Raw genomic sequence first — 22,436 nt, forward strand, 5'->3', positions numbered from 1 at the left:
TGCGCCACTAAAATTTTGTTCTTTTTTGGAGTTATCGGATGAAAGTTACGCTGCCTGATTTTCGCCGCGCCGGTGTGCTGGTGGTCGGTGACGTCATGTTGGATCGCTATTGGTATGGGCCGACCAGCCGCATTTCACCGGAAGCCCCGGTGCCGGTGGTCAAGGTCGATACCATCGAAGAGCGTCCCGGCGGCGCGGCTAACGTGGCGATGAACATCGCTTCGCTGGGCGCCACTTCCCGTCTGGTGGGCCTGACCGGCATCGACGATGCGGCGCGGGCGCTGAGCGCCAAGCTGAATGAAGTCAACGTGCGCTGCGACTTCGTCTCGGTGCCGACCCATCCGACCATTACCAAGCTGCGCGTGCTGTCGCGCAACCAGCAACTGATCCGTCTCGACTTCGAAGAAGGCTTCTCCAACGTTGATCCGCAGCCGATGCTGGAGCGCATTCAGCAGGCGCTGCCGCAGATCGGCGCGCTGGTGCTGTCCGATTACGCCAAGGGCGCGCTCAGCCAGGTGCAGGGCATGATCCAACTGGCGCGCGCCGCCAAGGTGCCGGTGCTGATCGATCCGAAAGGATCCGATTTCGAGCGCTATCGCGGCGCGACGCTGCTGACGCCGAACCTGTCCGAGTTCGAAGCGGTGGTGGGCCACTGTAAGGATGAAGCGGAACTGGTGGAACGCGGCATGAAGCTGGTGGCGGATTTCGAGCTGTCGGCGCTGCTGGTTACCCGTTCCGAACACGGCATGACGCTGCTGCAGCCGGGCGTTGAGCCGCTGCACTTGCCGACCCAGGCGCAGGAAGTGTTCGATGTGACCGGGGCCGGCGACACCGTGATCGGCGTGCTGGCCGCCTCGCTGGCCGCCGGCAACTCGCTGGAAGAGTCCTGTTTCCTGGCCAATGCCGCCGCCGGCGTGGTGGTGGGCAAGCTCGGTACCTCCACCGTGTCGCCGATCGAACTGGAGAACGCGGTGCGCGGCCGCGCCGAGACCGGTTTTGGCGTGATGACCGAAGCGCAGCTGAAACAGGCCGTCGCGCAGGCGCGTCAGCGCGGCGAAAAAGTGGTGATGACCAACGGCATCTTCGACATTCTGCATGCCGGCCACGTCTCTTATCTGGCCAATGCTCGCAAGCTGGGCGATCGCCTGATCGTGGCGGTGAACAGCGATGCGTCGACCAAACGCCTGAAAGGGGAAAAACGCCCGGTCAACGCGCTGGAGAACCGCATGATTGTGCTGGGCGCGCTGGAAGCGGTGGATTGGGTGGTGCCGTTCGAGGAGGACACGCCGCAGCGCTTGATCGCCGACATCTTGCCGGATCTGCTGGTGAAAGGCGGCGATTACAAGCCGGAAGAGATTGCCGGCAGTGCGGAAGTGTGGGCCAACGGCGGCGATGTCAAAGTGCTGAACTTTGAAGACGGCCTGTCGACCACCAACATCATCAAAGCGATCAAAGACGGGCGCGGCTAACGCCGGGCGACGTAAAGAACAAGGGCGCGCGGTGCGCGCCCTTGGCGGGAATTATTCGTCTTCCTGTTTGGCGGCCGGCGCCGCGCTCAGCTTGCTTTCCAGCTCGGCCATGCGCTGTTCCAACAGCGCCAGCTTTTCGCGGGTGCGCAACAGCACCTGAGTCTGCACGTCGAACTCTTCGCGGTTAACCAAATCCAGGCGGGTCAACTGCGACTGCAGCACCTGACGGATTTTTTTCTCAACGTCTTCCCCGAATTCACGAACGCCTTTAGGCATGGACTCATGAACCTGGCGTGCGATTTGTTCGATTTTTTTCGGGTCAATCATGGCGTATCCCTTTCAGAGTTTAATAGCTGCCGCTTAGTGTAATGCGAGTTGCCCGCCGGATAAACACCATTAAGCGCATTCGCCGCGCGTGGCCGAATTGTGCTTTTGCCAATTGCCCTGTCTATCCATTAGCGTTATAGTCATCTTGCTTATTCTCAGGGCGGGGTGAAAGTCCCCACCGGCGGTAAATCACCTTCTACGGTGAAAGCCCGCGAGCGCTCAGCCAGCCTGTAAAGGCCGGTTAGAGGTCAGCAGATCCGGTGTAATTCCGGGGCCGACGGTTATAGTCCGGATGGGAGAGAGTAACGGTATCTGCCGGGCATGCGCCCGCTTGCGTTATTTTTTTAGCTATTGCTAGCTACTCCTCAAGATCGCCCTGGTTCTGGTAATCCATAATTTTTAATGAGGTTTTTTACCATGAATCAGACGCTACTTTCAGACTTCGGCACGCCGACAGAACGCGTTGAACGCGCGATCGACGCACTGCGCAACGGGCGCGGCGTGATGGTGCTCGATGATGAAAACCGTGAAAACGAAGGTGACATGATCTTCGCCGCGGAAACCATGACCGTTGAGCAGATGGCGCTGACCATTCGCCACGGTAGCGGCATCGTGTGCCTGTGCATCACCGAAGAACGTCGTCAGCAGCTTGAGCTGCCGATGATGGTGACCAACAACTCCAGCCAGTTCCAGACCGCCTTCACCGTGACCATCGAAGCGGCGCAGGGCGTGACCACCGGGGTTTCCGCTTCCGATCGCCTGACCACCATCCGTGCGGCGGTGGCAGACAGCGCCAAGCCGAGCGACCTGAACCGTCCGGGCCACGTGTTCCCGCTGCGCGCGCAGCCGGGCGGCGTGCTGAGCCGTCGCGGTCACACCGAAGCGACCATCGATCTGGTCTCCATGGCCGGTTTCAAACCTGCCGGCGTGCTGTGTGAACTGACCAACGACGATGGCAGCATGGCGCATGCGCCGGAAGTGATCGCCTTCGCCAAACAGCACGACATGGTGGTGCTGACCATCGAAGATCTGGTGGCCTACCGCCAGGCGCACGAGAAAAAAGCCAGCTGATAGCCGGCCGCTTTCAACGATAAAAAAGCCGCGTAATGCGGCTTTTTTGTATCTACCGTTCTGACAGGCGTTCGCCGATGCGGCTGGCGTAATTCATCACGTGGAAGGTGTAGTTCTCCTCAACCGTACCCTGGAACAGATGTGCCCAGGGGCCGATGGCGTAGATGCCGAGATCTTCCCCGCCGTGCGTCTCGCTTTTCAGCGGCACCAGCGCCGGCTGAATAAAGTCGGGCGCGGTGGTTTGCTCCATGGTCAATGCCGGGCGCTCGGTCAGCGGGATCGCGCCGCCGGGGCCGTTGGCGAAACCGAGGGTGGTGTAGGGCTTGCCGTCGCTGCCCAGCCGAGGTTTACCGTCGACGCCGATGGAAATGCCGAGGATAGGATTGCCGCGCTTGGCATAGCCGGCGATGGTCAGCGTGTGGCTGTGATCGCCGGTCACGATCACCAGCGTTTCGTCCAGGTTGACCTTGCCGACAATGGTTTTCACCGCCTCGTTCAGGGCGACCGCGTCGCTCAGCGTGCGGTAGGCGTTGCCGTTATGGCTGCCGTGATCGACGCGCCCGCCTTCCACCAGCAGCAGATAGCCTTCGGGATTCCTGGCCAGAATATCGATGGCCTTGCCGGTCATTTCCGCCAGCGAAGGCTCTCCCGCTGCGTCTTGCCGCCGGTCGTGCTCGAAGTTCATGTGCGACGGCTCGAACAGGGCCAGCAAATGGTCGACGTTGCCCGGTTCGATTTTGTCGAACTGGGCCTGATTCCAGACGTATTGTCCGCGCTCGCCGTAGCGTTGCAGCCAGGCCTGCGTCAGGTCACGGCCGTCCTTTCTGGCGCCTTTCTTGCCGGGATATTCAGGATCGCTCACGCTGTCGGGCAGGAAGTTGGCGCGCCCGCCGCCCATCGCCACGTTCAGGCCGTTGCCGTATTTCATTTCCACCAGCTGGCGCGCGATGTCGCGGCAGCCTGCGGCCAGGGCATCCGCCGGCATTTTGGCGTCAGACTCCCAGTCGCGGTTGGCGATATGGGCATAGGTGGCGCCCGGCGTGGCGTGGGTAATGGTCGCGGTCGTCACGGCGCCGGTGGACATGCCGAGCGTTGCGGCCATCTCCCACAGCGTGGTGACGGCCTTGGTTTGCTGATCCTCGCAGTTGTTGAGGGCGGCCGTATGGTTGAGGCCCATCAGATCGTTGATGGTTTTGACGCCGGTGGTCATCGCCACCGCGCTGGGCGCAGAGTCGGTGATTTGGGCGTCGGCGGAGTAGGTTTTGGCCGCCGCCAGATAGGGGAAGGCCTCCCAGGCCAGCACGTTGGATTCGCCGTCTACGCCGCGCTGCTGTCCTTCAAAAATACGGGCGGCGGTCACGGTGGAAAACCCCATGCCGTCACCGACCACCAGAATGACGTTTTTAGCGCGGTTGATGTTTGGGGTCTGTTTCAGTCGCTGTTGCAGCTGAGCTTGCGCCTGAAGGAAGTAAGGGTCTTCGCGCTGCGTCAGCGGCGCGTTGTCCGTCGCTTTGGCGGCTGCCGCCCCGGTGGCTAACAAGGACATGGAAAGCGCCAGGCGGGTTGCCAGTGTGAGTCTGAACATGAATTCCTCCTTGGTGAGACGTGATTCCCGTAGCGCCGACGGGCTGCCAACACCCTGTCGACGGAAGGAGGAGTGTATCGATTGTGTTAACAAAAAATACATAAATTGTTCACAATTTAGATCTGTGTGGCAGTAATGCATGGTATTCATGATTTTTATTAATCATTTGAAAATCATGCATTTTTTAACTTTTTGTTTGCCAGTGCATTTTTGCGATTTTTAATTCAAATTTATTGAATATCTTCATCACGGTTATCCGGCTGTGTTGCTGCGGCAAAGCGCGTAATGTAACGCCATAGCACAATTTGAACTAAGGATCGCTCTATGAACACCTCTCGTATGCCGGCACTGTTTCTTGGCCACGGTAGCCCGATGAACGTGCTGGAAGACAACCGCTACACCCAGGCATGGCGTGCGTTGGGTGAGTCATTGCCGCGTCCGAAGGCGATCGTGGCGGTTTCTGCGCATTGGTATACCCGCGGCACTGCGGTCACCGCGATGGAAAAACCCAAAACCATTCACGACTTCGGCGGGTTCCCGCAGGCGCTGTTTGATACCCGCTACCCTGCGCCGGGTTCCCCCGCGCTGGCTGCGCAGCTGCAGCACATTCTGGCGCCGGTGCCGGTAACGGCGGATCTCGGCGAGTGGGGGTTGGATCACGGCACCTGGGGCGTCTTGATCAAGATGTATCCCAATGCCGATATCCCGGTGGTGCAGCTCAGCGTCGACGGCACTCAGCCGGCGGCTTACCACTATGAGCTGGGCCGCAAACTCGCGGCGCTGCGCGATGAGGGCGTGATGATCGTCGCCAGCGGCAACGTGGTGCACAACCTGCGCATGGTGAAATGGCAGGGCGATACCAGCGCCTATCCGTGGGCGGAGTCTTTCAATAACTTTGTCCGGGATAACCTGCGTTATCGGGGCGATAACCACCCGCTGGTGGATTTCATGCGTCATGAGGGCGCGGCGCTGTCGAACCCGACGCCGGAACACTATCTGCCATTGCTGTATGTGCTCGGCGGCTGGGATGGAAAAGAGGCCATCAGCGTGCCGATCGACGGTATCGAAATGGGAGCGCTGAGCATGCTGTCGGTGCAGGTGGGCTAGAGAAAAACGCCAGTCAGAGACTGGCGTTTTTGCCTTCAGCGGGGCGATCAGCCGAGGATGGTGTGCGGATAGAAGCGCGACAGATCCTGCGTGATCAGTTCGCGATCTTCGCGCAGGCCGATGCCGCAGGGTTGATCGTTCACCAGCCAGCTGCCGATCAGCGTGTAGCTGTCTTCGAACTTCGGCAGCGGATGGAACTGCTGCACGATCATGCCTTCTTCGCCGTACGGCCCATCGACGCGCGCCACTTCCTGACCGTTTTCGACGATCTGGATATTGGCGCCTTCGCGTGAGAACAGCGGTTTGGTGACGTAATGATCCATCGGCGGATGATCGTCTTGCGCGAAATAAGCCGGCAGCAGGTTAGGGTGATTCGGGAACATTTCCCACAGCAGCGGCAGCAGCGCCTTGTTGGAGATGATGCTTTTCCAGGCCGGCTCCAGCCAGCGCACGCCGGCGTCTTCCAGCTTGGTGGAGAACATCTCGCGCAGCATGAATTCCCACGGATAGAGCTTGAACAGGTTGCCGATCACCTGATCCTGCAGATCGGTGAACTGGCCTTTCTCGCCGAGGCCGATCTCTTCCATGAACAGGAACTCGGTCGGCAGACCGGCTTCCTGCGCGCAGTCCTGCAGGTATTGCACCGTGCCGCGATCTTCTTCGCTGTCCTGGCAGCAGGCCAGGTGCAACAGGCCGAAGCCGTGATGCGCTTTCAGCTCGGCGAAACGCTCGATCAGTTTCTCCTGCAGGCTGTTGTACTGATCCGATTCCGGATCCAGCTTGCCGGCGTTGATCTGGTCTTCCAGCCACAGCCATTGGAAGAAGGCCGCTTCATACAGTGAGGTGGGCGTATCGGCGTTGTTCTCCAGCAGCTTCGGCGGATTGACGCCGTCGTAGGCCAGATCGAGACGCGAATACAGCGACGGCTGGTTGGTGCGCCAGGAGCTGCGCACGAATTCCCAGGTGTGTTTCGGGATGCAGAACTTGGCCATCAGCTCGTCGCTGGCGACCACTTTCTCCACCACCTGCAGGCACATCTGATGCAGCTCGGCGGTGGCGTTTTCGATCTCTTCAATCTGCGCCAGCGTGAACTGGTAATAGGCGTCTTCGCACCAGTACGGCTCGCCGTACATGGTGTGGAAACGGAAGCCGAACTCGGTTGCTTTTTCGCGCCAGTCCGGGCGCTCGGTAATGGCAATACGTTTCATGCATCAACCGCCCATGCTGCGAGAGCCGGAGTTGGAGGTGGCGCTGCTGCGCTGCATGCTGGTCTGCTTGGCCACGGTCTCGCCGAAACCGCCGCGGGTCACGGTGTTGGTGACCGCAGGCTTCGGCGCCATGGCGGTTTTCGGCACCGTCATGGTGCGGCCGCCGGCGGTGGCCGGGCCGTAGCTCTTGCCGCTGGCGTCGACAAACTTGCCGTTCGCCGGGCTGGCGGCGTTCTTGGAGGTGAACAGCGGCTGCTGCGCGAAGCCGGAACCGCCCATCAGGCGGCCCATCATGTAGCCCGCCATCAGCGGCATCCAGAAGCTGCCGCTGTTTTGCGATTCCGCCGCCATGCCAGCCTGCGCCGGAGCCGGCGCCTGGGTGCACTGCGCTTCGCCGAACTCGGCGACGCAGTCTTCGCGGGTGGCGTATTTCGGCGCGGTTTTCGCCGCTTCTTTCAGGGCGTTGTTGTAGGCGGTGGTGCACTGCTCGCTCATCGAAGGGTTGGCGCGCGAACAGTCATCGGCATTCTGATACAGGGAGACCGTTTCATCGCTCTTCTCGCAGCCGGCCAGCATAAAGACGGCGCTGATCGCCAAGGCCACGGGCGCGACACGGTAGCTGCGCCAGGATTTGCGGAACGTCTCTTGGTTGATGTTTTTTGTCCGTTTCATCGTTATCAATCCCATCATGCGGGCTGTTTTCGCCCTTTCCCAGTAGTGGCGCTAAGGATAGGGGAAACATGGTCAAAATTAAAGCTGAAACGCCCGCAGAATCCACTCTTTACGCAGTTATACGTTGGGGTGTGTGCCAGTTCGCTTTCGCGGCGAAAAAACGCGCATTGGCGTTTCATCATGAAACGTTATCGCTATGATGATGTTCCATAATGGAACAAAAATCGCGTGGCTCGCCAGGCGGGCGGCAGACGCTCATAGTCGAAGCACAACAACAAGCCGGCGGCGAAGTCGGCGCGTCATCACCTGATATCTGAACGTTACCATCGCCAACTCCCTACAAGGATCCGGTTATGTTGAGAATCATCCAGTCACCAGGCAAATACATTCAGGGCGCCAATGCGCTGGCCGCCGTCGGCGAATACGCCAAATCCCTCGCCGACCATTATTTCGTGATCGCCGACGACTTCGTGATGCAGTTGGCGGGAGACACCCTGATGGGCAGCCTGCAGCAGCACGGCGTGAAACATCATGCGGCCCGCTTCAACGGCGAGTGCTGCCGTAAAGAGATAGACCGACTTGGCCACGAGCTGCAGACCCACGGCTGCCGCGGGGTAATCGGCGTCGGCGGCGGCAAGACGCTCGACACCGCCAAGGCCGTCGCCCACTACCAACGGCTGCCGGTGGTGCTCATTCCCACCATCGCCTCCACCGATGCGCCGACCAGCGCGCTGTCGGTTATCTACACCGAACAGGGCGAATTCGCCGAATACCTGATCTACCCGCGCAACCCGGACATGGTAGTGATGGACAGCGCCATCATCGCCAAAGCGCCGGTGCGCCTGCTGGTAGCCGGCATGGGCGACGCGCTCTCCACCTATTTCGAAGCCCAGGCCTGCTTCGACGCTCAGGCCACCAGCATGGCCGGCGGCAAATCGACGCTGGCGGCGCTCAGTCTGGCGCGGCTGTGCTACGACACGCTGCTGGCCGAAGGGGTGAAGGCCAAGCTGGCGGTCGAGGCCGGCGTGGTGACGGAAGCGGTGGAACGCATCATTGAGGCCAATACGTATCTGAGCGGCATCGGCTTCGAGAGCAGCGGGCTGGCGGCGGCGCACGCCATTCACAACGGTTTCACCGTGCTGGAGGAGTGTCACCACCTCTATCACGGCGAAAAAGTGGCGTTCGGCACCCTGGCGCAGCTGGTGCTGCAGAACAGCCCGATGGCGCAGATTGAAACCGTGCTGGCGTTTTGTCATGGCATCGGCTTGCCGATCACGCTGGCGCAGATGGGCGTTACCGGCGACGCGGCGACGAAGGCGATGGCGGTGGCCGAGGCCAGCTGCGCCGCCGGCGAAACCATTCACAACATGCCGTTCAAGGTCACCCCTGCCGGCGTGCAGGCGGCGATCCTGACGGCGGATCGGCTCGGCGCCGCCTGGCTGCTGCGTCATTGATACCGTTGGGGCGCGGTGCGCCGCGCCCCTGGCTTACAGAGGAAACCATCGTGAAAAAACTGATTAATCAGGTCGAGTCGGTGTTGGAAGAGCAGTTGCAGGGGCTGGCGGAGGCTCATCCCGAGTTGCTGGTGCATGCGGATCCGGCGTTCGTCACCCGCGCCGACGCGCCGGTAGCGGGCAAAGTGGCGATCCTGTCCGGCGGCGGCAGCGGCCACGAGCCGATGCACTGCGGTTTCGTCGGTGAAGGGATGCTCGACGGCGCCTGTCCGGGCGAGATTTTCACCTCGCCGACGCCGGATAAAATGTACGAGTGCGGTCAGGCGATCGACGGCGGCGCCGGGGTGCTGCTGCTGATCAAGAACTACACCGGCGACGTGCTCAACTTCGAAACCGCCACCGAGCTGCTGCACGACAGCGGCGTCGCGGTGGCGACGGTGCTGGTAGATGACGACGTGGCGGTCAAGGACAGCCTGTTCACCGCCGGGCGGCGCGGGGTGGCCAACACCGTGCTGATGGAGAAATTGCTGGGCGCCGCCGCGGCGCGCGGCGACGATCTGGACAGCGTGGTGACGCTGGGGCATCGCATCAACAACCACGGGCATTCGATCGGTATCGCGCTGGGCGCCTGTACCGTCCCCGCCGCCGGCAAACCGTCGTTCACCCTGGCGGAGAATGAGATGGAGTTCGGCGTCGGCATTCACGGCGAACCGGGCATTGCGCGCCGTCCGTTCACCACGCTCAACGCGGCGGTGGATGACATGTTCCATACGCTGATCGACCACGGCCACTATCAGCGCACGATCCGCGTTTGGGATCGCCAACAGGGCGAGTGGCGCGACGAGATGCAGACCAAGCAGCCGCTGACGCGCGGCGATCGGGTGATCGCGTTGGTCAACAACCTGGGCGCCACGCCGCTGTCCGAGCTGTACGGCGTGTACCATCGGCTGGCGGAGCGCTGCGCCGAAGCGGGCATCATCATCGAACGCAACCTGGTGGGCGCGTATTGCACTTCGCTCGATATGCAGGGCGTGTCCATCACGTTGTTGAACGTGGACGACGAACTGTTGTCCTTGTGGGATGCGCCGGTGAAAACGCCTGCGCTGCGTTGGGGTTGCTGAGGAGGAATTATGGCGTTGACCAAACAACAGGTCGTCGATTGGCTGATGCGTTGCGGCGAAGTGTTCAGCCGAGAGCGCGATTTTCTTACCCAACTGGACACCGAGATCGGCGATGCCGACCACGGCCTGAACATGAATCGCGGTTTCAATAAGGTGGTGGAAAAGCTGCCGTCGGTGGCGGACAAGGATATCGGCTTTATCCTGAAAAACACCGGCATGACGCTGCTGTCGAGCGTAGGCGGCGCCAGCGGTCCGCTGTTCGGCACCTTCTTCATCCGCGCGGCGCAGGCGGCGAACGCCAAGCAAAGCCTGGATCTGGCGGAGCTGCATCAAATGATGCAGGAAGGGGTGGAAGGCGTGGTGATGCGCGGCAAGGCGGAGCCGGGCGACAAGACCATGTGCGATGCCTGGTGGCCGGTGGTGGAAAGCCTCGGCCAGTCCGCGCAGCAGAACCTGAGCGTGGCGGAGGCGCTGCAGCGCGCCGCCGACAGCGCCGAGCGGGCGGTGGAGAGCACCATCACCATGCAGGCGCGCAAGGGGCGGGCCAGTTACCTGGGCGAGCGCAGCATCGGCCACCAGGATCCCGGCGCCACTTCGGTGATGCTGATGATGAAAACGCTGGCCGAGGTCGCCGGCAGTTAGCAGGAGGCGAGATGATTAATATCGTGGTGGTGTCGCACAGCGCGTTGCTGGCGCGCGGCGTTGAGCAACTGGCGCGGCAGATGATGCGCGGCGACGGCTGCAAGCTGGCGCTGGCGGCGGGCGTGGATGACGAGGAGCACCCGATCGGTACCGACGCGGTCAACGTCATGGAGGCGATCGAAGCGGTCGCCGACGGCGATGGCATTCTGGTGCTGATGGATCTGGGCAGCGCGCTGCTCAGTGCCGAAACCGCGCTCGATCTGCTGGATCCGGAGTTGGCCGCCAAGGTGCGGCTGTGCGCCGCGCCGCTGATCGAAGGCACGCTGGCGGCGGTGGTGGCCGCCAACTCCGGCGCTTCGCTGGAGCAGGTGGTGGCGGAGGCGCAGGGGGCGCTGCAGGCCAAGCAAGCGCAGCTGGGCGAGGCTTCACCGGCCGCGAAGCGTGCGGCCTTGCCGCTGGTGCAGGGCAAAAGCGCAACCTGGACGGTGCAGAACCCGCACGGACTGCACGCGCGCCCGGCGGCGCGGCTGGTCGAAGCGCTGGCGCCGTTCAAGGCTGAGCTGGTGCTGGAAAAACAGGGGCAGTGCGTCGATCCGCGCAGCCTCAATCAGCTGGCGCTGCTGCAGGTGCGCCACGGCGACACCATCCGTTTGATCGCCGACGGCGCGCAGGCGGACGAGGCGCTGGCGGCGTTCAAAACGCTGGCGGAGCAGCATTTCGGCGAGACGGTCTCCGAGCGGCAGCAGCCTTCGCTGCACGGCATTCCGGTGGCGGAAAGCGTCACCAGCGGGCCGGTGTTCCAGGCCCGCAGTGTCTGGCCGTCAGCCGCCGAGCGCCGGATCGGCGCGGACGAGGTGTTGGGCGAACAGCAACGCCTGCGGGAGGCGCTGCAGCACACGTTGAGCGATCTCAACCGGCTGGCGGAGCGCACCGGCACGCTGATCGGCAAGCCGCAGGCGGCTATCTTCGGCGCCCACAGCATGCTGCTGGACGATCCGGATCTGCAGCAGGCGGCTTACACCCGTATTGCGCAGCAGTTGTGCAGCGCCGAGCAGGCCTGGCGGCAGGTGCTGGAGGCGATCGCCGAAGAGTACCGCGAGTTGGATGACGACTACATGCGGGCGCGCGAACTGGACGTGCGCGACATGCTGCGCCGTACGCTGTGCCACCTGCAGGGGCAGCCGCTGCCGACCATTGCGCTCGCAGAGCCGTCAATACTGGTGATGGATGAGCTGATGCCCTCAGAGGTCGTGATGCTGGATCGCCGACTGGTGCTCGGCATCTGCCTGAGCGGCGGCAATGCCCTCTCGCACAGCGCCATTCTGGCGAAGGCGATGGGCATTCCGATGGTGGTCGGCATGCAGGATTGCCTGAGCAAAACCCGCAGCGGCCAGAAGGCGATGCTGGACGCCGCGCGCGGGGTGTTGCAGCTCAGCCACTAGGCGCGCAGCTTGAACTGGCGGATGTCGATCCCGTGCTGTTTGATCTTCCGCCACAGCGTGGTGCGGCCGATGCCCAGCAACTGCGCCATTTCCGTCAGTTGGCCGCGGCTGACGGTCGCCGCCCGCAGGATCGCCTGGCGCTCCATGTCCGTCAGCGTCAACAGCGGCGCGCCGGGCTGCGGATCGCTTTCCAGCAGCGACGGTTGGCCGAGCAGGTGCGCCGGCAGGTCCGCCAGCTGGATGTGGTGGCCGTGGCAAATCATTGCCGCGCGCTCCACCACCCCTTTCAGTTCCAAATCGTTGCCCGGCCACAGATAGAGCGCCAGCTGAGCCATCACCTCGTCATCCACCTGGAAGCGACACTGAAAATGTTGCTCCAGCGTGCGCAGATGATGTTTGACCAGCAGCGGAATATCGCTCAGCCGCTGACGCAGCGGCGGGATTTGGATCTCGAACGCCTGCAGGCTGTAAAACAGCTGGCGGCGGAAGCGGTTTTGCTGCACCAGCAGCGGCAGGTCGGCGGCGCTGCCGGCGATCACCCGCACATCGACCGGGATCACCCGGCTGGAATTGAGGCGGATCACCACGCCGGTTTTCAGCACCTGCAGCAGCGCCGACTGCATCTCCGCCGGCAGGTATTCGATCTGTTCCAGGTACAGCGTGCCGCCGTTAGCCAATTCGAATTTACTGAGCTGGCCCGCCTCTTCTTCGCTGGCGTCGCTGCCCAGCAGCTCACGCAGCCCCTGCGCCTGCGGCAGCAGTTGGCAGTTGAGGGCGATATACGGCCCGGCGGCGCGCTCGCCGGCGTTGTGGATAGCCTGGCTGAGCAGCTCTTTGCCAACGCCTTCTTCCCCACGCAACAGGATCGGATGCTGGCCTTTGGCCGCCTGCTGCCCGTAACGGATCAGTCGCCGCATTTCCAGCGAGGTGGAGGGCATCTGTTCGAAGCTGTGGCTGACGCGCCCCAGCTGGCTGCTGACATACTGGCGCAGCCGTTCGAGCGGGTGCAGCAGGGCGATGAAACTGCAGCGATCGCCGTCGAAAATCGGCTTGAGCGTCAGCAAGGCGGCGATAAACTGCCGCTGGCTTTCGAAGGTGACTTCGACGTGTTGCAGCGGTTGGCGATCGGCGATGGCGCGCTTGAGCAGCGCGGGCAGCGTCAACAGCTGCGCCAACGGTTTGCCCTGGCTCTGCTGTTCGTCCAGCTTCAGCAGGCCGGCGGCGCGCTGGTTGATGTATTGCAGGTAGCCGCGGTGATCCCAGGCCATGACGCCGTCGTCCACGCCGTCCAGCAGGCCGTAAAGCTGATTCAGATGGCGGTTGGATTCCGCCAGCAGGCCGTCGGCGTTCAGCGAGTTGCCGATTTCGCGGGCGATGGCCAGCGTCAGCGACAGATCGCCGGCGGCACAGTCGGCCAGCAGGCAGCCCAGCGCGATCGAGCCGCGCTGGCGGCCGCTGTTGTCGTAGACCGGCGTGGCGCAGAACGACCAGCCGTGCAGCGCTCGGCGCACGTGTTCTTTACCGCTCACCCGCACCGGGTGGCCTTCCGCCGCCGCCAGCGCCGGGGCATTGGTGCCTATCTGCCCTTCGGCCCAGTAAGCGCCGGGGGCGAATCCCAGTTGCTGCAGATGCTCCCAGGTTTGGGCGTCGCCGCAGCGCCACAGCATGCAGCCGCTCTCGTCGAGGATCATCAGCAGGCAACGCCGCGGCTCCATGTATTCACAGGCGTCTTCCAGCGCCGCCTGGCCGAGCGTCAGCAGATCGTTCTTGCGGCGGCAAATCGATTCGAAGGTGGCGCCCTGCGCACGGTGCGGCGCTTGCCAGACATCGGGCTGCATCAGGCTGCGGCAACGCAGCCAGGAGGCGTACACCGCCGGCGTCGGGCGCAGCGGCGGCGGCAGTTCGCCGTCGTTAATCAGTTGCTGCCAACGTGAATCGTTGTCCATCGAACCTCATCCAACTGCGAAAACGAGAGTGACGATGATATCACCTGGCGCAGCGGCGGCTGTGAGGCGGCGGGCAGAAGCGGGGAAAATCGGGACAAAAAAAACGGGGCGCGGCGCAGGCCGGACCCCGTGTTTATCAGCGTGCGGACATCAGTTGCGGAATGGGTTGCCGCTGTGGCGAGCCGGTTGGCTGGTGGTAACGGCCGGCGCGGATGCGCGAGTGGCCGCCGGTGCCGGCGCCGCAGTCTGTTGCATCGGCGCATTGTCCTGATAACCGTCCGCATAGGCGTCCTGCGCGCGGTTTTGCGGTGCGACGGCGTCAGGCGCGGTCGATACCGGCTTGCCCAACGCGCCGTTCAGCAGCAGCAGATCGTTCTGGTTCAGCGTGCCGAGCGCCGACTTGATGTTCAGCTGGTTGATCAAATAGGTATAACGCGCGTCGGACAGCTGACGTTTGGCGTTATACAGCGTGGTGGTGGCGTCCAGCACATCGACGATGGTGCGGGTACCGACCTGATAACCGGCTTCCATCGCGTCCAGGGAGCTCTGTGCGGAGATCACCGCCTGTTTGTAGGCGTTGATGCTGCTGATCGAAGCGTTAACGTTGTTGAACGATGAACGCACGGTCTGCACCACGCTGCGGTGAGCGCTTTCCAGCTGCTCGCTGGCGCCGACAAAGCCGTACTGCGCTTGTTTAACCTGCGAGTTAGTCGCGCCGCCGCTGTACAGCGGCAGGTTGAAGCTCAGACCGACTTTGTTCTGACCGATATCGGCGTCAGGAGTGGTATTGCGCGAGCCATTGTTCTTGGTATTTGAAATCGCTGTGGACGCGCTGAGATCTATGGTCGGCATATAGCCGGTCTGTGCGGCGCGGATTTGCTCGCGCGCCAGATCCTGGCTCAGGCGGGCGGACAGCAGGCTCAGGTTGCGCGCTTCCGCTTCTTTCAGCAGGTTGTTCACCGCTTCCGGGCGCTGGGTGCTGAAGCGATCGGTGTTCAGCGAGGCCAGCTCAGGGTAGAAGCTGCCGGTGACCTGACGCAGCGTTTCCAGCGCATTGTCCAGATCGTTGCGGGCGGAGACTTCCGCCGCCAGCACGGTGTCATAGTTCGAGCGCGCGTTCTGCACGTCGGTGATCGCCACCAGGCCCACGTTGAAGCGCTGAGTGGTTTGATCCAGCGTGCGGTACACCGCGTCTTTCTGCGCCTGGGTGTACGACAGCGTGTCGATCGCCTTCAGCACGTTGAAGTAGGCGGTGGCGGTGTTGAGAATAAGCTGTTGCTCAGCGGTCTGGAAGGTGACGTCGGAGATGCCGGCGGTCTTTTCCTGCAGCGTCAGCTGGCGCCATTTCGACATGTCGAAGATAGTTTGCGTCAGCGCCAGCGAGCCGCTGGTTGCGTTGCTGTTCTGATCGCGCTGGTCACGATAGCCATTGGTATGGGTATAACCGGCGGTCAGGCCGAGCTGCGGCAGCAGCGGGCTGCGCGCTTCATTGATCTTTTCGAATGCGGCGTCGCGGTCAGCAGCACTTTTGCGCAGATCCGGGTTACTTTCCCTGGCCTGTTTGTAGACCTGCAGCAGGTTCTCTGCCTGGCTCATTGCACTGAAGCCGCCCAGGCTCAGTCCGATAAGAAGGGGGAGCAGTTTCTTCATTTGCATTCCTTGTTGTGCAGCAATATTGCTATGTTAGCGCTGACGATAGACGAAATAGTTGCCGATTCTAGCAGAGTCTGCGGTACGCATCAGGTGGCTGAATGTGCCATCTCACGTAACTTTTACCTTTCAGACCGCCCATTTACCTTGGCGTACTGCCCGGGCCGACTGCAGCTGATATTATGGCTGACAATCAGGATTGTTTCCCGCTATTACCCGCGAGCGCACAAACGCGCCGCGTCCGGCGGCGAAAAACAGCCTAACATAAAGCGGCGGTGGTGAGACCCGCTGTTTCTGTCATCAAAACCGTTTATTTTATCGGCATACTCACGCAGGAGAATTCGCGCATGAACCGTTCGCAGCCGTCACCCGTCACCTTCGATAAAAAAGATGTAGAAATTATTGCACGCGAGACGCTGTACCGTGGTTTTTTTTCACTCAATTTATACCGGTTTCGCCATCGCTTGTTCAATGGCGAAATGAGTCCTGAAATCACGCGTGAAATTTTCGAGCGCGGCCATGCGGCGGTGCTGCTGCCCTACGACCCGGTGCGCGATGAAGTGGTGCTGATTGAACAACTGCGCATCGCCGCGGTCGATACCAGTAATTCGCCCTGGCTGCTTGAAATGGTGGCGGGTATGATCGAAACCGGCGAAAGCGTCGAAGACGTGTGCCGCCGCGAAGCGCAGGAAGAAGCCGGCGTGGTGGTCGGGCGCTGCAAGCCGGTGCTGAGCTATCTGGCCAGCCCCGGTGGCACCAGCGAACGCTTGTCGATCATGGTCGGCGAGGTGGACGCCGGCACCGCCGAAGGCATCCACGGCCTGGCGGAAGAGCATGAAGATATTCGCGTCCATGTGGTCAGCCGTGAGCAGGCTTACCGCTGGGTGGAAGAGGGCGCGATCGATAACGCCGCATCAGTGATTGCATTGCAATGGCTGGCGTTGCACCATGAATCGTTGAGAAAAGAGTGGGCCAACTAATGAAACAGCGCTATACCCCTGATTTCCCCGAAATGATGAGATTGTGCGAAACCAACTTCGCGCAATTGCGCCGCTTGCTGCCGCGCAACGACGAAGCGGGCGAAACGGTGACTTATCAGGTGAACGGCGCTAGCTATCGTTTGACCATTGTTGAGTCCACGCGTTACACGTCGCTGGTGGAGATCGAGCAGATCTTTCCGGCGGTCAGCTACTGGAGCCTGCCCGCGATGACGGTGCGGTTATACCATGACGCCATGGTTGCGGAAGTGTGTTCCAGTCAGCAGATCTACCGCTTTAAAGCGCGTTATGATTATCCTAATAAAAAGTTGCATCAACGCGACGAAAAGCATCAAATTAACCAGTTTCTTGCTGATTGGCTGCGCTACTGTTTGGCGCATGGAGCGATGGCGGTTCCGGTTTGTTAGACAGACTGAAATAACAAAGGACACCATTTGGAAAGCCTGTTTAAACTGCCCGTGGCGAGTGGGGCCGCGGTCAGGATTCTACAAATAACAGATACCCACCTTTTTGCCGGCGAACACGAGACGTTGCTCGGCATCAATACCTATCGCAGCTATCACGCGGTGCTGGACGCCATTCAGGCGCAGCGCCGCGATGTCGATTTGATCGTCGCCACGGGAGATTTGGCGCAGGATCATTCGCAGGAGGCGTACCGCCACTTCGCCGCCGGCATCGCGCAACTGCCGGCCCCGTGCGTGTGGCTGCCGGGCAACCACGATTTCCAACCGGCGATGGTCGACGCGTTGGCCGCCGCCGGCATCGCCCCTTCCAAGCAGGTGCTGCTGGGCGATAACTGGCAGGTGCTGATGTTGGACAGCCAGGTGTTCGGCGTACCGCACGGCGAGCTGAGCGAATACCAGCTCGAGTGGATGGAGCGCTGCCTGCAGGCGCACCCCGAGCGTTACACGCTGTTGCTGCTGCACCACCATCCGCTGCCTTCCGGCTGCACCTGGCTCGATCAGCACAGCCTGCGCAACCCGCATATGCTGGGCGCGATCCTGTTGCGCTACCCGAAGGTGAATACCGTGGTGTGCGGTCATATTCACCAGGATCTGGATCTGGAATGGCAGGGCCGGCGTCTGTTGGCGACGCCGTCCACCTGCGTGCAATTCAAGCCGCACTGCACTAACTTTACCATCGACGACGTCTCCCCCGGCTGGCGTTACCTCGATCTGCTGCCGGACGGCCGCGTCGAGACGCAGGTGTTCCGCCTGGAAAACGACGATTTCCGCCCCGATATGGACTCGGATGGATACTGATGCCTTCGACACTGCTCTACCTGCACGGTTTCAACAGCTCGCCGCAGTCGGCCAAGGCGGTGGCCTTCAAGGCCTGGCTGGCCGAACACCATCCCGCTATCGAGATGCTGGTGCCGCAGCTGCCGGCCTTTCCGGCGGAGGCCGCCGAGATGCTGGAAAATCTGGTGCTGGAACGCGCCGGACAAACGCTCGGATTGGTGGGGTCCTCGCTGGGCGGCTATTACGCCACCTGGCTGTCGCAGTGTTTTTCGCTGCCGGCGGTGGTGGTCAACCCGGCGGTCAAGCCGTTTGAGCTGCTGGTCGACTATCTCGGCGCCAACGAGAACCCCTACACCGGCCAGCAATATGTGTTAGAGTCTCGTCACGTTTACGATCTGAAAGTGATGCAGATCGATCCTTTGGAGTCGCCGGATTTAATCTGGCTGCTGCAGCAAACGGGCGATGAAATTCTCGATTACGGCCAGGCAGTGGCGTATTACACCGCGTGTCGGCAAACGGTGGAGTCGGGTGGAAACCACGCCTTCGTCGGTTTCGAGCACTACTTCCCCCAGATTGTGGATTTTTTAGGGCTAAACGCGGTCTGACGGACCGTTCCGGCACCTCCCTTTAACCACGAAAAAATAATCAACGATGACTCAATCCAGCTATAACGCTGATGCCATTGAAGTACTCAGCGGTCTAGAACCAGTGCGCCGTCGTCCCGGCATGTATACCGACACGACGCGCCCAAACCACCTCGGCCAAGAGGTGATCGATAACAGCGTCGACGAAGCGTTGGCCGGACATGCCAAGCGTATCGACGTGATCCTGCACGCCGATCAGTCGCTGGAAGTGATCGACGACGGCCGCGGCATGCCGGTGGACATCCACCCGGAAGAGGGCGTGCCGGCGGTTGAGTTGATCCTGTGCCGACTGCACGCCGGCGGTAAATTCTCGAATAAAAACTACCAGTTCTCCGGCGGCCTGCACGGCGTTGGGATCTCGGTGGTCAACGCCCTGTCGAAGCGGGTGGAAGTCAACGTGCGCCGCGACGGCAACGTTTACGGCATCGCCTTCGAAAACGGCGACAAAGTGCAAGACCTGACGGTGACCGGCACCTGCGGCAAACGCAACACCGGCACCAGCGTGCACTTCTGGCCGGACGAACAGTTCTTCGACAGCCCGCGTTTCTCGGTATCGCGCCTCACTCACCTGCTGAAAGCCAAAGCGGTGCTGTGCCCCGGCGTTGAGATCTATTTCATCGACAAGGTGAACAACACCGAGCAGCGCTGGTGCTACCAGGACGGCCTGACCGACTACCTGATGGAAGCGGTTAACGGCCTGATCACCCTGCCGGAAGCGCCGTTCGTCGGCAATTTCGCCGGTGATACCGAAGCGGTGGACTGGGCGCTGCTGTGGCTGCCGGAAGGCGGCGAGCTGCTGACCGAAAGCTACGTCAACCTGATCCCGACCATGCAGGGTGGCACCCATGTCAACGGCCTGCGTCAGGGGCTGCTGGACGCGATGCGCGAGTTCTGCGAATTCCGCAACATCCTGCCGCGCGGCGTGAAGCTGTCGGCGGAGGATATTTGGGATCGCTGCGCTTACGTGCTGTCGGTGAAGATGCAGGATCCGCAGTTCGCCGGGCAGACCAAAGAGCGTCTCTCTTCGCGTCAGTGCGCGGCCTTCGTTTCCGGCGTGGTGAAAGATGCCTTCAGCCTGTGGCTGAACCAGAACGTTCAGGCGGCGGAACAGCTGGCCGAGCTGGCGATTTCCAGCGCCCAACGCCGTCTGCGTGCCGCCAAGAAAGTGGTGCGCAAGAAGCTGACCAGCGGGCCGGCGCTGCCGGGCAAGCTGGCGGACTGCACCTCGCAGGATCTGGCCATGACCGAACTGTTCCTGGTGGAAGGGGACTCGGCGGGCGGATCGGCCAAGCAGGCGCGCGATCGCGAATATCAGGCGATCATGCCGCTGAAGGGCAAGATCCTGAATACCTGGGAAGTCTCCTCGGACGAAGTGCTGGCCTCGCAGGAAGTGCATGACATTTCCGTGGCGATCGGCATCGATCCGGACAGCGAAGATCTCAGCCAGTTGCGCTACGGCAAAATCTGCATCCTGGCGGATGCGGACTCCGACGGTCTGCACATCGCTACGCTGCTGTGCGCGCTGTTCGTGCGCCACTTCCGTTCGCTGGTGAAAGGCGGGCACGTTTATGTGGCCATGCCGCCGCTGTACCGCATCGATCTCGGTAAAGAGGTGTTCTACGCGCTGGATGAAGAAGAGAAAGCCGGCGTGCTGGAACAGCTGAAGCGGAAGAAAGGCAAGCCGAACGTCCAGCGCTTTAAAGGGCTGGGCGAGATGAACCCGCTGCAGCTGCGCGAAACCACCCTCGATCCGAACACCCGCCGTCTGGTGCAATTGACGGTCGCGGAAGATGATGTCGATCAGACGCTGGCGGTGATGGACATGCTGTTGGCCAAGAAGCGTTCGGAAGATCGCCGCAACTGGCTGCAAGACAAGGGCGACATGGCCGAATTGGCGGTCTGAGCCTGACCCTGGCCCGGTGAAACGCCGGGCCGGCTTTCCCGCAGGGCGTTCATGCGGCGCCCGATAACCTGGGCCGGAATGCATGAAGATCACGCTCGAAGAATTGCTGGCGTTCACTTCGGTGGTCGACAGCGGTTCCATCACCGCCGCCGCCGATCAGCTCGGCCAGACGACTTCCGGCATCAGCCGCGCGCTCAGCCGCCTGGAGAATAAGCTCGATACCACCCTGATGCGCCGCACTACGCGTCGCCTGGAGCTGACCGAAGAGGGGCAAAGCTTCCTGAGCCATGCGCGTACGATCATCAACTCGGTGGAAAATGCCGAAGAACAAATGGCGGTGCGCCGGCAGATGCCGGCCGGGCGACTGCGGATCAATGCGGCTGCGCCTTTTATGGAGCACGTCATCGTGCCGCTGGTGGCGGGGTTCAGGGAACGTTATCCGCAAATTTCGCTCGAGCTGAACACCGACAATCTGATCATCGATCTGCTGGAAAAACGCACGGATATCGCCATTCGCATCGGCGCGTTGCGCGATTCGACCATTCATGCGCGCGCGCTGGGCGCCAGCCGGTTGCGCATCCTCGCCAGCCCGGCTTATCTGCAGAAGCACGGCACGCCGCAGAGCGTGGAGGCGTTGCACCGGCATTGTCTGCTCGGTTTTACCCAGCCGGAATCGCTGAACCAGTGGCCGTTGCGCTATCGCCAGGCGCCGCATTTCACCATCACGCCGACGATCTCGGCGTCCAGCGGTGAAACGCTGCGGCAATTGGCGCTGCGGGGCGAGGGGATCGTACAGCTGGCAGACTTTATGACCCGACGCGATCGGGAAGCGGGCAAGTTGGTGACGTTGCTGGAGCAGGAGACGCTGGACGTGCGCCAGCCGATTAATGCGGTGTATTACCGCAATACGCAATTGGCGGCGCGCATCACCTGTTTTCTTGACTACGTCAGCGCGCACATCGACGCGCAGACGTTATAAGGCGGAGCTTACAGGGCGTTTTCCAGGATGTAGATCTCGGTGTCCAGCACGCTGTCTTTGAGGGTGTCGCGGTGTTTGAGCATGTGCTCGATGGCCAGATGTTTTTCCAGATGCGCCATGCTTTCCCATTTCTCCAGCATGAACACCGAATCCGGCGACCGCTTCTGCCACGGCGCCTGGGTATTGCTGTCGACCATCGGCGTGTATTCGCCGCAACCCTCTTCCGCCAGCACCAGCGGCACCAGCTTTTCAATGGCTTGCAGTACGGTGGCGCGGTGGCCGGGTTTCACTTTGATTTCTGCGATTACGGTGATCATGCTTACCTCGTTGATGAGTATGTTCTGCGTCAGTTAAGCAAAAATTATCGCCAGATGCTCGCGATAACGTGCGATGTCCGCTTCGATATCCGGTTGTTTTATCACGTCATTGCAGATAAAGGTCGGCAGCGCTTCCATTCCCAGGAACTGGTTGGCCTTGTGGAAGTGCAGGTAAACGCCGTCGACGCCGACGCCGTGGAAGAACTGATCGGGATCGGTGAAGGCCTCCAGCGGGGCGTTCCAGGTCAGGCTCAGCAGGTATTTTTTGCCCTGGATCAGGCCGCCGGAGCCATATTTTTTGCTTTCGTCAGAACGAGAGCGGCCGTCGTTGGCATACAGGCTGCCGTGACCGGCGGTGAACACTTCATCGATGTATTTTTTCAGGATCCAGGGTTCGCCCATCCACCAGCCCGGCATCTGGTAGATGACCGCGTCGGCCCACAGGTATTTCTTTACCTCTGCTTCGATGTCATAACCGTCGTCGACCACGGTGACCTGCACATCGTGCTGCAGATCGCGCAGGAAGCTTTCCGCCACGTCGCTCAGGGTTTGGTTGAGTTCGCCGTTAGAATGGCCGAATTGTTTTTTAGCGTTGATAATCAGGATATTGCTCATCTTTCGCGGCTCCCGTCAGAGTTAAGATATGGCATGCTTCCCGCC

Annotated in this window: 21 protein-coding genes and 1 riboswitch; of the genes, 13 read left to right on the forward strand and 8 right to left on the reverse strand. The window is 61.4% G+C overall.

Annotated features, from left to right (window positions below):
• Window positions 1-38: 38 nt before the first annotated feature.
• The gene (gene hldE, locus ITX55_RS11990) at window positions 39-1,469 is read left to right on the forward strand and encodes a bifunctional D-glycero-beta-D-manno-heptose-7-phosphate kinase/D-glycero-beta-D-manno-heptose 1-phosphate adenylyltransferase HldE (protein WP_033644597.1); all 1,431 of its coding nucleotides are present in this window, start codon (window positions 39-41) and stop codon (window positions 1,467-1,469) included.
• A gap of 51 nt (window positions 1,470-1,520) precedes the next feature.
• On the opposite strand, the gene ITX55_RS11995 is transcribed toward hldE, so the two are convergent.
• Window positions 1,521-1,796 carry an accessory factor UbiK family protein gene (locus ITX55_RS11995; RefSeq protein WP_004937216.1) on the reverse strand — a complete coding sequence of 92 codons (276 nt, stop codon included), beginning with the start codon at window positions 1,794-1,796 and terminating at the stop codon, window positions 1,521-1,523.
• A 147-nt stretch (window positions 1,797-1,943) separates the two neighbouring features.
• A riboswitch (FMN riboswitch) is annotated at window positions 1,944-2,104 on the forward strand.
• Window positions 2,105-2,213: 109 nt separating this feature from the next.
• Here ITX55_RS11995 and ribB point away from each other — a divergent pair.
• Window positions 2,214-2,867 carry a 3,4-dihydroxy-2-butanone-4-phosphate synthase gene (ribB, locus tag ITX55_RS12000; RefSeq protein ID WP_033636071.1) on the forward strand — a complete coding sequence of 218 codons (654 nt, stop codon included), beginning with the start codon at window positions 2,214-2,216 and terminating at the stop codon, window positions 2,865-2,867.
• Window positions 2,868-2,919: 52 nt separating this feature from the next.
• On the opposite strand, the gene ITX55_RS12005 is transcribed toward ribB, so the two are convergent.
• Window positions 2,920-4,452 (reverse strand): alkaline phosphatase, encoded by a 1,533-nt coding sequence (locus tag ITX55_RS12005; protein WP_197752206.1) that lies wholly within the window; start codon window positions 4,450-4,452, stop codon window positions 2,920-2,922.
• A 324-nt stretch (window positions 4,453-4,776) separates the two neighbouring features.
• Between ITX55_RS12005 and ygiD the strand changes: the two genes are divergently transcribed.
• Complete coding sequence (ygiD, locus tag ITX55_RS12010) at window positions 4,777-5,559, forward strand: 4,5-DOPA dioxygenase extradiol (protein ID WP_033644599.1); 783 nt, start codon at window positions 4,777-4,779, stop codon at window positions 5,557-5,559.
• A gap of 47 nt (window positions 5,560-5,606) precedes the next feature.
• Here ygiD and ITX55_RS12015 read toward each other — a convergent pair whose 3' ends face one another.
• Window positions 5,607-6,767 (reverse strand): glutathionylspermidine synthase family protein, encoded by a 1,161-nt coding sequence (locus ITX55_RS12015; RefSeq protein ID WP_033644600.1) that lies wholly within the window; start codon window positions 6,765-6,767, stop codon window positions 5,607-5,609.
• Between the two features lie 3 nt (window positions 6,768-6,770).
• Window positions 6,771-7,439, reverse strand: a complete 669-nt coding sequence (locus ITX55_RS12020; protein ID WP_042785399.1) for a DUF1190 family protein — start codon at window positions 7,437-7,439, stop codon at window positions 6,771-6,773.
• Window positions 7,440-7,792: 353 nt separating this feature from the next.
• Here ITX55_RS12020 and ITX55_RS12025 point away from each other — a divergent pair, with 353 nt between their 5' ends.
• Genes ITX55_RS12025 through dhaM form a run of 4 tightly spaced genes read left to right on the forward strand, consistent with a single transcriptional unit; the run spans window position 7,793 to window position 12,098 of the window.
• Window positions 7,793-8,893, forward strand: coding sequence for a glycerol dehydrogenase (locus tag ITX55_RS12025; protein ID WP_223085086.1), 1,101 nt, complete (start codon window positions 7,793-7,795; stop codon window positions 8,891-8,893).
• Window positions 8,894-8,943: 50 nt separating this feature from the next.
• Window positions 8,944-10,014 carry a dihydroxyacetone kinase subunit DhaK gene (gene dhaK, locus ITX55_RS12030; protein WP_033644603.1) on the forward strand — a complete coding sequence of 357 codons (1,071 nt, stop codon included), beginning with the start codon at window positions 8,944-8,946 and terminating at the stop codon, window positions 10,012-10,014.
• Window positions 10,015-10,023: 9 nt separating this feature from the next.
• Entirely contained in the window at window positions 10,024-10,656 is a 633-nt protein-coding gene (gene dhaL / locus ITX55_RS12035; protein WP_046897285.1) for a dihydroxyacetone kinase subunit DhaL, read from the forward strand.
• 11 nt (window positions 10,657-10,667) lie between these two features.
• On the forward strand, window positions 10,668-12,098 hold the full coding sequence (gene dhaM / locus ITX55_RS12040) for a dihydroxyacetone kinase phosphoryl donor subunit DhaM (protein WP_164106456.1): 1,431 nt from the start codon (window positions 10,668-10,670) through the stop codon (window positions 12,096-12,098).
• Here dhaM and dhaR read toward each other — a convergent pair.
• Both dhaR and hasF read right to left on the reverse strand, forming a co-directional pair.
• Complete coding sequence (dhaR, locus tag ITX55_RS12045) at window positions 12,095-14,044, reverse strand: dihydroxyacetone kinase operon transcriptional regulator DhaR (protein ID WP_197815781.1); 1,950 nt, start codon at window positions 14,042-14,044, stop codon at window positions 12,095-12,097. The genes dhaM and dhaR overlap by 4 nt on opposite strands.
• A 150-nt stretch (window positions 14,045-14,194) precedes the next feature.
• On the reverse strand, window positions 14,195-15,694 hold the full coding sequence (hasF, locus tag ITX55_RS12050; protein ID WP_042785394.1) for a multidrug efflux transporter outer membrane subunit HasF: 1,500 nt from the start codon (window positions 15,692-15,694) through the stop codon (window positions 14,195-14,197).
• 347 nt (window positions 15,695-16,041) lie between these two features.
• Here hasF and nudF point away from each other — a divergent pair, with 347 nt between their 5' ends.
• The 6 genes from nudF (at window position 16,042) to ITX55_RS12080 (ending at window position 21,459) form a co-directional block, all read left to right on the forward strand.
• Window positions 16,042-16,674: an ADP-ribose diphosphatase gene (gene nudF, locus ITX55_RS12055; protein ID WP_004937242.1), complete on the forward strand. Its 633-nt coding sequence runs from the start codon at window positions 16,042-16,044 to the stop codon at window positions 16,672-16,674.
• The gene (locus tag ITX55_RS12060) at window positions 16,674-17,099 is read left to right on the forward strand and encodes a DUF1249 family protein (RefSeq protein ID WP_033651295.1); all 426 of its coding nucleotides are present in this window, start codon (window positions 16,674-16,676) and stop codon (window positions 17,097-17,099) included. The genes nudF and ITX55_RS12060 overlap by 1 nt, the downstream gene beginning before the upstream one ends.
• Before the next feature lie 27 nt (window positions 17,100-17,126).
• A complete protein-coding gene (gene cpdA, locus ITX55_RS12065; RefSeq protein WP_004937250.1) occupies window positions 17,127-17,954 on the forward strand; it encodes a 3',5'-cyclic-AMP phosphodiesterase in 828 nt (275 codons plus the stop codon).
• Complete coding sequence (gene yqiA / locus ITX55_RS12070; protein WP_004937252.1) at window positions 17,954-18,538, forward strand: esterase YqiA; 585 nt, start codon at window positions 17,954-17,956, stop codon at window positions 18,536-18,538. The genes cpdA and yqiA overlap by 1 nt, the downstream gene beginning before the upstream one ends.
• 46 nt (window positions 18,539-18,584) lie before the next feature.
• A complete protein-coding gene (gene parE, locus ITX55_RS12075; protein WP_025304305.1) occupies window positions 18,585-20,480 on the forward strand; it encodes a DNA topoisomerase IV subunit B in 1,896 nt (631 codons plus the stop codon).
• An 82-nt stretch (window positions 20,481-20,562) separates the two neighbouring features.
• Window positions 20,563-21,459 carry a LysR substrate-binding domain-containing protein gene (locus tag ITX55_RS12080; RefSeq protein ID WP_047026465.1) on the forward strand — a complete coding sequence of 299 codons (897 nt, stop codon included), beginning with the start codon at window positions 20,563-20,565 and terminating at the stop codon, window positions 21,457-21,459.
• An 8-nt stretch (window positions 21,460-21,467) separates the two neighbouring features.
• On the opposite strand, the gene ITX55_RS12085 is transcribed toward ITX55_RS12080, so the two are convergent.
• Together ITX55_RS12085 and ITX55_RS12090 are read right to left on the reverse strand one after the other, a co-directional pair.
• Window positions 21,468-21,776: a putative quinol monooxygenase gene (locus ITX55_RS12085; RefSeq protein ID WP_033644613.1), complete on the reverse strand. Its 309-nt coding sequence runs from the start codon at window positions 21,774-21,776 to the stop codon at window positions 21,468-21,470.
• A 33-nt stretch (window positions 21,777-21,809) separates the two neighbouring features.
• On the reverse strand, window positions 21,810-22,391 hold the full coding sequence (locus tag ITX55_RS12090) for an NAD(P)H-dependent oxidoreductase (RefSeq protein ID WP_164057063.1): 582 nt from the start codon (window positions 22,389-22,391) through the stop codon (window positions 21,810-21,812).
• Window positions 22,392-22,436: the final 45 nt, after the last annotated feature.

The sequence above is a fragment of the Serratia sp. EWG9 genome, from assembly GCF_019913725.1.
Classification (GTDB): domain Bacteria; phylum Pseudomonadota; class Gammaproteobacteria; order Enterobacterales; family Enterobacteriaceae; genus Serratia; species Serratia ureilytica.